The sequence below is a fragment of the Acinetobacter sp. UBA991 genome (genome assembly GCF_002292065.1).
GTDB classification, from domain to species: domain Bacteria; phylum Pseudomonadota; class Gammaproteobacteria; order Pseudomonadales; family Moraxellaceae; genus Acinetobacter; species Acinetobacter higginsii.
Map to the genome: position 1 here is coordinate 16,207 of NZ_DBBF01000038.1, position 13,458 is coordinate 29,664.

The following is a 13,458-nucleotide window of genomic DNA, read 5'->3' on the forward strand; positions in this document are numbered from 1 at the left end:
ATGATCCATGATGAAAAAATTGATAACGACAGCATTATTACTGACACCCTTATTTTTTTTATCCCAAGCTCAGGCAGCCAGTTTCTCTTGTAAAGCTGCGAAGCTAAAAGCTGAGCAACAGATCTGCAATGACCGCAGTTTAAATGATGCTGATGTCAAACTCGCAACCACCTACCAAATTATTCTGCATGCTTTACCGATGGGTGGGCGTGATGCAGAGAAAGATCAACAATTTAAATGGCTAAAACAACGTAATTCCTGTGCTGCCAATAGTCCTTGTCTGAAGCGTGCTTATGCACAAAGGCAGCAACAGTTAGATCAACTTCTACAAACACGCGTCTTGAGCCAAGGCCCATTCTAATTGTAACTTTTGTGCGATTTTTAGCTTAAAAATAAGCATCAAGGATTGAAAAATCCAAGATATGCACCATTCATAAATCATTCCAAAGATATAAGCACAGATAAGGAGTGATTTATGAGTGAACAAGTCGCACAGAATTATAGTTTCCAAGCTGAGGTTGCTCAGTTATTGCATTTAGTGACCCATTCACTGTATTCCAACCCTGAAATTTTCTTACGTGAATTGATTTCAAATGCATCAGACGCTTGCGATAAGTTACGTTTTGAAGGAATTAATCACCCTGAATATTATGAAAATGATCCAGACTTACGTGTCCGCGTCACTTTAGATAAAGACCATAAAACCTTAACTATTTCAGATAACGGGATTGGTCTAAGCCAACAAGAAGCCATTGATAATTTAGGGACCATCGCAAAGTCAGGTACCAAAGACTTTATGTCTAAGCTGACAGGCGACCAAAAATCAGATGCCCAGTTGATTGGTCAGTTTGGTGTTGGTTTCTACTCAGGTTTTATTGTTGCCGATAAAATTACCGTTGAATCGCGTCGTGCAGGGCTGGATGCAGCTGAAGCTGTGCGTTGGATCAGTGGTGGTACAGGTGAATTTGAAGTTCAAACGATTGAGAAAGCAACGCGTGGTACGGATATCATCTTGCATTTACGTGATGATGCACTGGATTATTTAGAGTCGTGGAAAGTTAAACAAATCATCAATAAATATTCTGACCACATCAGCTTGCCAATCGAAATGCAAAAAGAAGTGTGGCAAGAGGAAGAGGTCGCTGAAGGTGAAGAACCAAAAGGCGGCCAAATGGTGAAGACGGATGAATGGGAAGCGATTAACTCAGCCAGTGCGTTATGGACGCGTAACAAGAGTGAAATCACGGATGAGCAATACATCGAGTTTTATAAAAACCTGAGTCACGATTTTGCAGAACCTTTGGCGTGGGCGCATAACCGTGTCGAAGGTAGTACCGAATATACCCAGTTGCTGTATATCCCAAGTCAGGCCAAACAAGATTTATTTACTCGCGAAGCAAAAGCAGGCATCAAGCTGTATGTAAAACGCGTATTTATCTTGGATGAAGCAGATAACCTGATTCCAAACTACTTACGTTTCGTACAAGGTGTGGTCGACAGTGCGGATTTACCGCTGAACGTCAGCCGTGAACTTTTACAAGAAAGCCGTGATGTAAAAACCATTCGTGAAGGTAATGCGCGCCGTGTATTGACCTTACTGGATGGCTTGGCAAAATCTGAAGATGAGAAAGACCAAGAAAAATTTAAAACCTTCTACACTGAATTTGGCTCAGTATTGAAAGAAGGTTTAGGTGAAGACACGGGCAATCGTGAACGTATCTTAAAATTATTGCGTTATGCAACTTCAAATCATGATGAGATCAGTACTTCTTTTGCTGATTATAAGTCACGCATGAAAGAAGGGCAGAAAGCGATTTATTACGTGACTGCAGATAGTTTAACCGCTGCGAAAAATTCGCCACAACTTGAAGTGTTCAAGAAAAAAGGCATTGAAGTGCTATTGATGGCGGATCGTGTTGACGAGTGGGCCATGAACTTTGTATTTGAGTTCGATGGTACGCCATTGCAGAACGTGTCTAAAGGTGCCGTTGATCTTGGTGATCTACAAGATGCCGAAGAGAAAAAGGCCTTAGAGCAAGCGGCTGAACAGTTTAAGCCTGTGGTGGATCGTTTAAGTAGCTCGTTAAAAGACAAAACCAAAGAAGTTCGTGTGACGACGCGTTTGGTGGATTCTCCTGCATGCTTAGTCACCAGTGAAGGGGAGCTTTCACCACAGCTGATTCGTATGTTGAAACAAGCAGGGCAAGCTGTTCCTGAAATTAAGCCTACTTTGGAAATCAACCCTGAGCATCCTTTGGTGAAAAAATTAGAGAACTCAGCGCAGTTTGACGATTTAGCCAATGTGATCTTTGATCAGGCTGTGATTGCAGAAGGTGGCTTACCAGAAGATCCAGCAGCTTATGTTAAACGTATTAATAGCTTGTTATTGAAATAAGTATTTTGATCACAAAAAACCTCTGCTTCGGCGGAGGTTTTTTTATGTGTATGGATAACTTTAAAGTTATCCACAGTGGTGTTGTTATTTTCATCAGAAGTGAGCTTCAAAGCTCATTTGATAGCTGAAATGATTGTCCTGTTTATCGGCCGGAACATTTAAATAATTCAAATCATTTTGCATATACAGCCAGTTACGCCAAATCGGACGTTTCCAAGAAAAATAAGGTCCCCATTGATTGACTCGGAGTTCTTTCTTTTCATAATCACCTTCACTAACAATGCCATAGCTGAGGTTATCGTTGGAGAGCAAATGCAATTTTTGGAAAGTCCGATTTCGCCAAGTGTAGTCTTCATCTTGGGTCTTCGACAGATTGAATTGAGTCGACAATAGTGCCTGTTGCTGAAACTTTTGGGTTAAATTTAGGTTGGTTTCGGCATAGTTTTTACTGCTTGAGCCATAACGAAAGATTTGTGCCGTATCCAGATTCAGTCCTGAATGTAAGTTCCATTGCTTCTTGGCAAGAAATTGCACATAAATATCAGTATTGGAGTTCGAACCTAAGTCCAGATCATTGTTAAAGGGTAACCAGCTTGAAATCGTACTCCAGCTCGCGCTGACGGGATTGGGCGTATTGATATTTTTATGCGGTGGATGCTTGCTGGTTTTACCAAGCTTTTTTAGGAGTGGCGGCTGTTGTGCACGTTGCCATAATGAGTCTTCACCAAAAACGGCCATTAATTCCTGACTTAGTTGTGCATCACTGAGCTGATCTTCAGGCCTTTCTGTTGCAACATCACAAGCAAGCGTTTTTGTGGCTTGTTTTTGAGTGTAAGGATGCCAGGTCTTTTGATCTAAAAATACATGTGATGTGCGGGTGAAATGCCGGCTGAGCGGTAAGAACATTGGAAAGAAGGGTGTAAGTAGCTCACCGAGGCAGAGATTGCCTACAATCAATAAATACACAGCCAAAGCGTATCGTTGATCCATGTTAAAGTGAAGAAAAATAAAAGAAAACAAGCATAGCAGTTTAAGCTTAATCATTTATTTACTGGACTTCATTTTTTTAAATAAAAATGCCCAATTGGAATTCCAACTGGGCATCATGACAGATCATTTCAGTACTAGAATAAAGTCTCGAGCCGAACGAATGTACTGACAAAATGATTACGGTCTTCGCGATGATCATTAAAATAATTCAGATCGCCTTGTACATAGAACCACTCACGCCAAAGCGGTTGTCGCCAAGACACGAAAGGTCCCCAACTGTTTAAACGGAGTTCATCTTTGTTGTAATAGCCACCAGTATAAATGCCATAATTGAAGTTATTATGCGCAAAGAACTGGTGTTGACGGAAAAGACGGTTATCCCACCATAGATCATCATCCTGCTTGTCCGCGTAGGTCAAACTGAACTGATTGGAGATAAAGGGTTGATTCGGACGCGCGTGGATCAACTCTAAATTGGTGCGCAGATAATTTTCACTTTTGCTGCCATAGCGATAAATTTGTTCTGCATTAAAGCGGAAATCATTGCGTAGATCCCAATGTTTTTCCGCTCTTAGACGGGCATAAATATCACTGCCTGAACGGATACCAAGGTCAGCATCGGTTTCAAAAGGCAGCTTCTTGGAAAAATTTGACCAACGTAAGGCTAAGGAGCCGTTACTGTCTCGGGTTTGTTTGGAGTCAAACTTTTTATCCGGATCTGAATTGGGCTGGTTATTGGTATTGGCAACGTTATTTTTAAACTCGTCGTCTAAAGAGTCATCACCAAACACCACACTGACTTTTTTTTCTAAGGTTGGTAATTTAATTTTACCGCGAATACGTGGCTTGACTTCATAACCATCATGTTCGTTCCAGTAATTATCCAGCATCACTCGGATAGTAGCTGAAGCCGGATTTTCAGGATCGACATCGCCAAACCAATCATCAATTTTGACCGAAGTACGATCCGCCCATTCGCGGATACTGCGTTGTTTTTTATCCGCCCAAGTTTTGTCTTCAGTTTCGGCAGTCGCTGGGACTGTGGATTGATTGGATTGTGCAGGAAAAATTGTTGGCGTGGCATCGACCCAGCGTGGAATATAGTCCAATGCATTCTCATCGCTATTTACTGTGGTCGCATTCGTAGCAGAATTCGGCTGTTGGTTTTGAGCGTTGGTTTCTGCGTTGGTAACACTCAACGTACCCAGTGAAAGTGTTAGCAAAGCAAAAAAGATACGTGTTGGTACCATTTGCTGTAAATTATTCATAATGAAGGCTTATATATTGTTCTTATGTTAACTTTTGATGATTGAGGCGATAAAATCAAGTATTAGAAACAAAAAGCAGCAATTTAGCTGTATAAAAATGCTAGAAATCATAAGGGCTTAGTGAAATAAAAGTAGACTAGCTGATCCAAATCCTTTTGGAAAAAACAGCCAATAGTCGAGTCACAGCATAAGACAACCTGAATTAAAAAGTATAGCTATGCCTTGTTTAAGATGATTCAGGCAGAGCGCTATTTTCGAGTGCCTGATAAAGATCATGTACCGAAATGGGTTGCGGTAAACGGCTAATGACTTGACGAATCAGCTGCCATGTATAGCCATCGGTACGATCGAGTAGTAGATATGGATAGGCTTGATCTTCATTGGACAACTTCACACGCTCTAAGCCATGGATGACACGTATTTTTTGACGCTCTCGTAGCAAAATCACGGGCGTAAAGAAGGTCGCAGCAGTCTCATCAAAGGGAATGAATTTCTGTATATTAATAAAGGATGCTGGAATATATGGATAGACACGTTGATCACGCTGCCAGACCAAAGTGCCATTCATAATGCACTCATTAAACAAAGTCTCATGTTGATGATAATGTTGTTTAAAATTATTCCAGCTGGTTTGATGAATAGAACTGGTTCGCGTATGACGTTGATCGGTATAGGCCTGTAAAATCGTGGTTGCATATTCAACACTATGAGTTCCGACTAAGACCACGTAATGTGAAAATTGGCCTTGTGCGTAAAGTTGCTCAGCAATAAAAATTTGTGCTGATCCCCAAAGTGGTTGGGCTTCATTCTCTGCTTTGAGATAGAGCCAATCAATTTTTATATTCTGATCGATCTCGTTATGCAGATCGACCCGATATAGCGATGGAAAGGTACGTGCATCAATCCGCTCCAATCTACAGAGTAAGCCATCTAAACTAAAATCATTCAATGCCAAGGGTTTGGCCTTGTTAAGATTTGCAGAAGCAACAGGACTTTGTCTAAAACTCGGTTTAACACGTGCTGTAGCTTGAGCAGAAGGTGTGATCTGAGCCGGTTGAATTTTTTCTTGAATAATGGCATCGAGTTGTGACTTAAACTGAGCTGTTTGTTCCTTAATAATGGATAGGCTATCTTTATTTGCAGCTTTTTCAGTATCATCAGCTTGAATGGGTTCTAATATTGGGATTAAATTCTGTAATTCGTAGTCTGTTTTAACATACTCACTGGCATGGCTCTGTAACCATTGTAAGGCATCTTTAGATGAGTTGAGCCAAGGGCTTTTCAGGAATGACAGTGCAGGGCGAATCACCCAAACTTGCCAATGCTGTGCTTGACGTAATGCGGCCCAGCCCATATCTGCCGAAGCAAACAAGGCATTTTCTACGCGTCCCATAAAGTTATAAGTACCGCGGTAAGTCAAGGTATAGCCATAAAGCGCTAAGTCATCGGCAGAGAATTCTTCATTCAGAATAAATTCTTTAAATGGGCTGAGCTGATCCTGAAAATTAGGATCGTCGCAAGATGCGCAAATGTCTTTGATGCGTTGTTTTGACTTAGCAATTTCAAAAAGTGATGTTTTATCATCATTCAGCCCGTCGACGAGGGTTTTGAGCTCATCAACCAAGAGTGCTTTCTCTAATACGTCCATCGATTGTTTCCTTAGAGATAGGCTTGAGCCTGTTTTTAAATCATGAATTAGGACAAAGTGACAGCAATTTCAAACAGGTTGTAATCAGTTATAGTCGATAAAGTATGCTGTCTTATACGTGTGACAAGTGCGTTGATCTTCGGATCTATTTGTAATTTGACCTGTGTTAAAAGAGATCACCACTCAACATTTTCATCACAAAAGATTGTCACTTTATGACGATTATAGAAGAAAAGGAGGTAAAATCTATAGCGGTCAAGTTAGTATAAAATCTCATTTACGTATTCTAAATCGAGATATAGATCATGGTTTCTCTTTGAAAATAAAAACATTTTAAAATAATGAATCGAATAAATAGATCATAAGATAAAAAATTATCTATAAATTTATGGATGAGTTGTGATCACTTTCACATATCTCTTGGTGAAAAGCTCAGCAAATAAAAATATGTCATTATTGAAATAATTATGACTGTCGACAAACGGTATTTATTCAAAGATAAAAGACTGAAACAAAAAGGGAATGTAAAAATTTAAAGATTAAAAAACCGCTTTCATACGGAGGTGAAAACGGTTTTAGGCTTAATCAAGCTTAAGGCTTAATTTCGCATTGATCATCATTACATTGAACTGCATCGGTTTGCTCAATTTCTTCAGTTGATTCTGACTGTGCTTGCTGCATCGCCTGTAAGAAAATCTCACGAGGTTGCGCACCTGAAAGTGCCAGTTTTTGATCAAAGACAAAGAATGGTACGCCAGTCACTTTGAGTTGTTCATGGGCAATTTGCTCATCATGACGCACAAAATCTGCAAGTTCATCCGAGTCCAGTACATATTCCACTTCGGCATTGTCTAGACCGATACGTGAGGCAATTTCTTCAACCACTTCACGCTCACCAATCGCAAGACCTTCAGTCATGTAAGCATGGAAGAATGCTTCTTTCGCTTCATTTCCCAAACCCTTACTTTGTGCAAGGTGAATAATGCGGTGTGCATTGAAGCTATTGCCTGAATTGGCTTTCTGCCATTGAAAGTCGATACCTTCTACTGCGGCCATGGCTGCAACATTACGTTCCATTTCTTCCATTTCAGCATAACTACGACCATACTTTTTGGCTAAGCGTTCAGTATTTGAGGTGTCGTGTTTAGCAGGTGCATTTGGATCCAGTTCAAAACTATGCCAGTGAATGTCTAATTCAATACCCGCTTCTTGGGCAACATGTTCAAGACGTTTTTTACCAATATAGCAAAACGGACAGACCACATCTGACCAAATATCTACACGCATGGTGGATCTCTTCAATTCTCGTTAAACAGATAATAGGGGCGAACGTGTAGAATTTAAAGCGATGAAAATGTAATGCTCCGTTACGAGAAGTGAAATAAAAAGGACTATAACTGCATGTGTTTTATCAATTAAACTCAGATTCAGAACATAAAAAATATAATTATACTTGGAGGCAATATGCGCCGTTTTTTAATCTTTGTGACTATTGTAGTCCTTTGTATTGGTTCATTTTTCTTTTATCAGCATAGCCTGAAACAGCGTGCCATCAATAATCAGCAGATGTTTGAGGTGGTTATGTCTGAGAAAATGCGCGAACTTTATGATCAGGCACAAGACTGGTCGACCCCAGTACAACTGAATATTCATGATGATCGCTTATCTGGCGATTATAAATTGATGTCTGAGTTTCTTCTGAACTACTGGATGCAAAATGTAGAAGCCCGTAATCATTATTTACGTGAACTCAAAGCCGCCAATTGGGATACCTTTTTAGATGTTGAGCGTCTGGATCAGGACCGCAAGCAGAACTATAAGGACACTGATCAGATGTTTATGCAGGTGCGTAAAGCATCTGCTGAATATGAGCAGGCACGGCAACAAATCCAGATCAGTTCTATGCAGCAGGCAAAAAGTCTGGCAATCCAGAATGAAATGAGAAGTTCGCTCCAAGCCAAATTGGAGAATAATCTAAAAGCGGATAAAGCGCATGATATTTTCCCGATTGAGCAGCAAATCATTGAAAAGGCCCAAGCCATGTTCGATATGCTGAAAAAATATCAGTGGCAAAGGAAGGATAAAATGATCTTGTTCCGTGAGACCGCTCAAGTGAAAAAATTCAACACACTCTATCAAGATGTGTTAAAGCTGAATGCCAAGATGGAGAAGATTAAACAAAATAATGCTGAGGTTTTAGAAGAAGAACTGTAATTAAGATAGATCAGGTAGCTTTCAGCCTAGATGTAATGAAGAGGTAGACCTCAAGAATATGAATTTATGGCAGCTGTTTCATAAAGTAAAACCATTTGTGCTTCCCTATAAGTGGCTGGTTGCAGTGACACTGGTACTGACTTTGATTGGTGCATTAACTGCACAGGTCAATGCACTCACCTTGCAGTATGCAGTTGATCAGATCAATGCGGTGGTGGAGTCAGGGCAGGGCTTAAATGCAGGCTGGCATATTCTGCTCACCATCAGTGTGATTTTATTGAGCAAAGAAGTACTGAATATTTTTCTTCAGTTTGGACAAAAGTTCTTTGGCGAGAAATTACGGATTTTGATTTCACAAGATGTCGCACAGTCGATCATCGTGAAATTTCTACAATATCGTCTGGCCTTCTTTACCCAAGATGATAACCAAGCAGGAAAATTACAGACTCGGATTGATCGAGGAATTGGGTCAATTACCCGATTGGTGCAAATCTTTTTTATTGATATTTTTCCATTATTTAGTAGTGCCATCATCGCCCTGTGTCTGATGTTCTATGCCAACTTCTGGATTGGCTTAGTGGCGTTAAGCATTGTACCAATTTATTTCTGGATTACCTTTAAGCAGGCGCAGAAACTCAGTGGTACACGACGTAATTTACGTGATGGTCGCGAACGTAAAAGTCAGGGGACGTTAAGTATCATTCAGTCGATCACGGTGATTAAGTCCTTTAACCGTGAGCAAATTGAGGCGGAAAAACAGCTGACTTTGCAAAAACAACTGACCGATGATCAGATGCGAACCCGCCAACTCAGTTTTCTATTTGATGGCTTAAAAACCTTTATTGAACAGATCGGCGTGGTCTTTATTATTATTTTAACGGCCTATTTTGTTCTGGTTGGTGATATGAGCATCGGTATGATCATGTTTCATATTCTGTTATTCAACAATGTTTCAGCACCGATTCGCTCGCTACATCGCATCTATGATGAAGTGAATGATGCGATGATTTATGCAGAAAGCTTTTTCAAAATTTTAGAAGCTGATGATGAAATTGAAACTTCTGGAGAACTGAAACCGCAACCACTGACGGGTAAGTTTGAACTCAAGCAGGTGAACTTTTTCTATCCCAATGGTTTTCATGCACTGAAAGACATCAACCTCACCATACAACCCAATAAAATCACGGCTTTGGTGGGCTTGTCTGGTGCGGGGAAATCGACTTTGATTAGTCTATTAGATAAATTCTATTTACCGCAGTCCGGTGAAATTCTACTGAATGGAAGCGCATTGACCGAGATCGATACCCAATATCTACGTGATCATATTGGCTTAGTCCTGCAAAAGAATCATATTTTTCAGGGCACAATTGAGGAGAATATTCGCTACGGCAAGATGGATGCGACGCAGGCTGAAATCATCCTTGCGGCAAAGAAAGCCTCGATTCATGAGCAGATTCTCAAGTTACCACTGGCGTATCAATCCGATGCCTTATTGCTTTCAGGCGGCCAGCAACAAAGGATTGCCATTGCACGCATGTTCTTGAAGAATCCCCCGATTATTTTTCTGGATGAACCGACTGCAAGTCTAGATGCCATTGCAACCGAGCAGATCAAACATAGTCTGGATGAGATCAAGCAGGGGCGTACCGTGATCATCATCTCACATAGTCTGTCACAGATTATTGATGCGGATTATACCTATGTGATGCAGGATGGCATGATCGTGGAACATGGTGAGCATCATCAACTCTATCAGCAACAAGGGGTATATAAGAACATCTTTGATGCGATGGCGAAGAGTCTTAATATTGAAAAGATTTCCAAGACCTTTGAAGGGGATGATGAAGAGGAAACGCATAGTTAGTCACTTCATCATCCTGTTAGAAAAGGCTTTATTTTGTAGAGTTAATCAAAAATTTTGTCTGCGGCTTGGAACGGCAGACTCACCACATCAATTGCCACAGCAAACGGCAGAAGTACCAGTTTTTCAAAAGGATTCAAGCCAGATTTAGATTTATAGTTTTCTTCTTTCTGGGTATAAATGGTGACTTGATAAGCCTTGCTTAACGGCTTTAACGAGCTGAGATTGTTTGCTGCAGGATAGACCACACCTTTCAATTTAAGATCAAAACAGAAACGTTGCGCCTGCATGCGCTCATCACTTGAGGATGAACACTCTTTGGCACCATTTTCAATGAAAAACTCCAGATCTTTCTTGCTTAAATCTTCTTTCAGCTTCACATAGGAAAGTGGCAAGGTTCCTGAAAAATGACCATCATTCTTTTCTGAATAGAAATTGAGGTCACGCGTGATCTGAATATTTTTCGGATCCAGCTTGCCAATTAAAGTGACGAACTGAGCGCCGCCTTGGGTCAGGATATAGCTGTTCTTTTGCCCTGCAATCACGATACTGTCTTTCGGCAAATCGGCAGCTGCTTGAGCAGGACGGCCAAAAGCCACCACATTGTCCTCAATCAGTGTGACTTTGGCGGTACGGGTATAGGAGCGATTGTCTTTTTTGATCAGGGTTGAAGTGGCACAGCCTGTCGCGAGTCCTGCTATTGTTGCTAGTGCGATTACAGTCTTTCTTTGAGATGTAAACATCCATGTGTTCCTTATATTTTAAAGCTTAGAGCTGCGCCTTAGATTGGATTGAAGGTTGTCATTATTGTATGGTGAGGATCGATCATATTAGGGTTGATAAATAACACCCAGAACTTTAGAAGGCAAAACAATTGCATCGAGGGTGAGTGTAAAGGGAAGTAGTGGCAAATGCGCCAACTTTTCTTTAGTCGATAATGGGACTTTGCCACTCTTGTAGTCAAGATATTGAATTCTAACGTGATATGGTTTCGATAGTGGTTGTAGGGATTGAATGGTACTGATCGCAGGATAAACCGTGCCTTCAAGACTTAATTCAAAACGATGCGGTTCTTGTTTGTTGATGCAGTGACAGGGAGCTACACCATATTGCTTAAATAGTGCTTGCTCTTTTTCGCTGAGATTTCCATTTGCAGGAGTATAAGCAAATCTAAATTTCCCACTAAAGCGATTGCTATCAGCCGCGGGTGCAATAAAATCTAAATCACGACTGATCTGAATATACTGAGGATTAAGCTGGTTAAGCAATTGCACAAATTCGGCTCCGCCTTTGTTAATCACATAGCTATATTGTTTTCCTGCAATGATAATGCTATCCGTCGGTTCATTGGGTAGGGGAATGGAGGGTTTAGCAAAGGCAACTACGTCATCTTCGATTAATGTTGTCCATTGATGACCAGATTCATATTTTGTGAATAAATCTCGTGTGGTTTCACCAATAACTCGATTACTTGAGCAACCTGTCATAAATAAGCAAGACAATAAACAGCAGCTAAATATTTTCTGATTGAATAGTTTAAAATTCATTGTTTGTTTTTTAAATTTGATTCGAACTGTCACTATAAACAAAAATTCCAACAATATGAATCGCACATTCAAGTGAGTTACTTTTAGTTTAATTTATGAGCTTTAACCAAAACTTGCAGTGACAGAATACATTTGTGCCTGAATTTAAATTTGATTGATATTTACCGTTTATCTGACCTCTACTGAATCAAACATCACTTTGCTGTAGCCTATTTATCAGATGCTTTTATTTAACTCATTATCTTCTTATGGATGAGGGATGTTTGGAGCAAACGATGAATTTTCTAAAACGATCTGTCCTGATCACTGCATTGGCTTTTATGGGCATACCTGTCGTACAGGCAAATGATGAAGTGACTTCATTGCCGACCATTCGGGTCATGGCTGAATCTGAGCTACGTGAAGAAGTGGGATTTGTGCCCTTTCAAGAAGACAAGCAGGTTCGTCAGGCGCTACAGCATTATGTCTATAAAATGCATAATGACATGCAGAATGCGGGTGTCAGTGAAAACCCTGTGAGTGTTAATTATCAGCCTGCAGCAGCACAGCCAGATCTATCTCAATATTCGCCGGTTTTGCAGCAATACATTCTTGCTGTTGCGTCAGGTTTACAGTCTTCAGACCCAACCAATGGCATTTTTAAAATGCTAGAACCATTGAATATTAATCGAAACAATATTGATGGGATTCGTAATGGTACGATTAAGTTGAATGCCGATGATATTTTGCGATTACAACAACAAATTCAAGATGGGCTTAGAGGTTTTAAACAGCCATATTAAATTACCGGATTGAATAAAGAAAAATCCCCGCACATTACGGGGATTTTTATATTATTGCTTTAGATAGCGTTCAAAAATAGCAGAGAAATCATAGTCCTCAATTTGTTTGCGGCGCTCGGTAAACTTGTTTTCAACTTGCAGGGTCGTTTGCGAAATAATATCAGGTAGATTCAGTAACACCTGTTCTGGCAACTCACGCAGCGAGAACATACTGTTTACGGCTTGCTGTGTTTGAACCAGAGTGGTGTATTGGCGTTCAATTTCTTTGCAAGCTTCACCAATACTAAACAACGCTTTATATAAATCGCGCACTTTCTCGATTTGAGCTTTCTCAATATCAATCGAATAGGCAGCACCACCCAACTGGAACTTGATTTCAACATCGCGATCAATGGTTCCTGCGGTTTCAAGTAGCACTCGGCTGATTTGATAGTGTTTGTAGGGATAACGATTTAGGGTTCTTTTCTTGCTGACAGCACTGGTACCGTCTAGATGGATAAATGCGGTGTTGGTAAAGCAGTATTCATCCGTTTTTGCTTTGATGAGGAAGAAGATTTTTTCATTGTCTTCATGGAAAATATAGTCATCAATATCAGTTTTATCATAATCTTGAGGTTCAATAATCTTACCGATATCACTGGTTCCCATTAGATCGGCTGCCATATTTTTAAACATTGTTAGAACCTTATTATTTGTTGGAATAGCGATCATAATTTGCCGTGTATTGTTCTGTCTACAGTGGGCATTTGTATT

The 13,458-nt window shown here is 40.3% G+C and carries 12 protein-coding genes; 5 read left to right on the top strand and 7 right to left on the bottom strand.

The window, feature by feature from the left end; genetic code table 11:
* Window positions 1–10 precede the first annotated feature (10 nt).
* Window positions 11–361 (top strand): lysozyme inhibitor LprI family protein, encoded by a 351-nt coding sequence (locus B2727_RS15335; protein ID WP_017402445.1) that lies wholly within the window; start codon window positions 11–13, stop codon window positions 359–361.
* A 114-nt stretch (window positions 362–475) separates the two neighbouring features.
* On the top strand, window positions 476–2,395 hold the full coding sequence (htpG, locus tag B2727_RS15340) for a molecular chaperone HtpG (protein WP_033134025.1): 1,920 nt from the start codon (window positions 476–478) through the stop codon (window positions 2,393–2,395).
* 93 nt (window positions 2,396–2,488) lie between these two features.
* Here the strand turns inward: htpG and B2727_RS15345 are convergent, their stop codons facing one another.
* From B2727_RS15345 to B2727_RS15360, 4 genes are all read right to left on the bottom strand, one after another.
* Window positions 2,489–3,385 carry a hypothetical protein gene (locus B2727_RS15345; RefSeq protein ID WP_033134024.1) on the bottom strand — a complete coding sequence of 299 codons (897 nt, stop codon included), beginning with the start codon at window positions 3,383–3,385 and terminating at the stop codon, window positions 2,489–2,491.
* A gap of 134 nt (window positions 3,386–3,519) precedes the next feature.
* A complete protein-coding gene (locus B2727_RS15350; protein ID WP_033134023.1) occupies window positions 3,520–4,653 on the bottom strand; it encodes a hypothetical protein in 1,134 nt (377 codons plus the stop codon).
* Between the two features lie 226 nt (window positions 4,654–4,879).
* The gene (locus B2727_RS15355; RefSeq protein WP_033134022.1) at window positions 4,880–6,301 is read right to left on the bottom strand and encodes a hypothetical protein; all 1,422 of its coding nucleotides are present in this window, start codon (window positions 6,299–6,301) and stop codon (window positions 4,880–4,882) included.
* A 591-nt stretch (window positions 6,302–6,892) separates the two neighbouring features.
* Complete coding sequence (locus B2727_RS15360; RefSeq protein WP_033134021.1) at window positions 6,893–7,588, bottom strand: DsbA family oxidoreductase; 696 nt, start codon at window positions 7,586–7,588, stop codon at window positions 6,893–6,895.
* Between the two features lie 177 nt (window positions 7,589–7,765).
* Between B2727_RS15360 and B2727_RS15365 the strand changes: the two genes are divergently transcribed.
* A complete protein-coding gene (locus B2727_RS15365; RefSeq protein WP_033134020.1) occupies window positions 7,766–8,515 on the top strand; it encodes a hypothetical protein in 750 nt (249 codons plus the stop codon).
* Window positions 8,516–8,573: 58 nt separating this feature from the next.
* On the top strand, window positions 8,574–10,379 hold the full coding sequence (locus B2727_RS15370; protein ID WP_033134019.1) for an ABC transporter ATP-binding protein: 1,806 nt from the start codon (window positions 8,574–8,576) through the stop codon (window positions 10,377–10,379).
* Window positions 10,380–10,420: 41 nt separating this feature from the next.
* Here B2727_RS15370 and B2727_RS15375 read toward each other — a convergent pair whose 3' ends face one another.
* Window positions 10,421–11,119: a hypothetical protein gene (locus tag B2727_RS15375; RefSeq protein ID WP_033134018.1), complete on the bottom strand. Its 699-nt coding sequence runs from the start codon at window positions 11,117–11,119 to the stop codon at window positions 10,421–10,423.
* Between the two features lie 87 nt (window positions 11,120–11,206).
* A complete protein-coding gene (locus B2727_RS15380) occupies window positions 11,207–11,923 on the bottom strand; it encodes a hypothetical protein (RefSeq protein WP_033134027.1) in 717 nt (238 codons plus the stop codon).
* Window positions 11,924–12,198: 275 nt separating this feature from the next.
* Here B2727_RS15380 and B2727_RS15385 point away from each other — a divergent pair, with 275 nt between their 5' ends.
* Window positions 12,199–12,705, top strand: coding sequence for a hypothetical protein (locus tag B2727_RS15385; RefSeq protein ID WP_033134017.1), 507 nt, complete (start codon window positions 12,199–12,201; stop codon window positions 12,703–12,705).
* A 51-nt stretch (window positions 12,706–12,756) separates the two neighbouring features.
* Here B2727_RS15385 and B2727_RS15390 read toward each other — a convergent pair whose 3' ends face one another.
* Complete coding sequence (locus B2727_RS15390; RefSeq protein WP_004802274.1) at window positions 12,757–13,380, bottom strand: PH domain-containing protein; 624 nt, start codon at window positions 13,378–13,380, stop codon at window positions 12,757–12,759.
* Window positions 13,381–13,458 lie beyond the last annotated feature (78 nt).

What these genes read in the sequence shown, in the direction of transcription:
- htpG (WP_033134025.1), top strand. Translation starts at nt 476, where the DNA reads ATGAGTGAACAAGTCGCACAGAATTATAGTTTCCAAGCTGAGGTTGCT.
- B2727_RS15375 (WP_033134018.1), bottom strand. Translation starts at nt 11,119, where the DNA reads ATGTTTACATCTCAAAGAAAGACTGTAATCGCACTAGCAACAATAGCA.
- B2727_RS15335 (WP_017402445.1), top strand. Translation starts at nt 11, where the DNA reads ATGAAAAAATTGATAACGACAGCATTATTACTGACACCCTTATTTTTT.
- B2727_RS15385 (WP_033134017.1), top strand. Translation starts at nt 12,199, where the DNA reads ATGAATTTTCTAAAACGATCTGTCCTGATCACTGCATTGGCTTTTATG.
- B2727_RS15350 (WP_033134023.1), bottom strand. Translation starts at nt 4,653, where the DNA reads ATGAATAATTTACAGCAAATGGTACCAACACGTATCTTTTTTGCTTTG.
- B2727_RS15370 (WP_033134019.1), top strand. Translation starts at nt 8,574, where the DNA reads ATGAATTTATGGCAGCTGTTTCATAAAGTAAAACCATTTGTGCTTCCC.
- B2727_RS15390 (WP_004802274.1), bottom strand. Translation starts at nt 13,380, where the DNA reads ATGTTTAAAAATATGGCAGCCGATCTAATGGGAACCAGTGATATCGGT.
- B2727_RS15355 (WP_033134022.1), bottom strand. Translation starts at nt 6,301, where the DNA reads ATGGACGTATTAGAGAAAGCACTCTTGGTTGATGAGCTCAAAACCCTC.
- B2727_RS15345 (WP_033134024.1), bottom strand. Translation starts at nt 3,385, where the DNA reads ATGGATCAACGATACGCTTTGGCTGTGTATTTATTGATTGTAGGCAAT.
- B2727_RS15365 (WP_033134020.1), top strand. Translation starts at nt 7,766, where the DNA reads ATGCGCCGTTTTTTAATCTTTGTGACTATTGTAGTCCTTTGTATTGGT.
- B2727_RS15360 (WP_033134021.1), bottom strand. Translation starts at nt 7,588, where the DNA reads ATGCGTGTAGATATTTGGTCAGATGTGGTCTGTCCGTTTTGCTATATT.
- B2727_RS15380 (WP_033134027.1), bottom strand. Translation starts at nt 11,923, where the DNA reads ATGAATTTTAAACTATTCAATCAGAAAATATTTAGCTGCTGTTTATTG.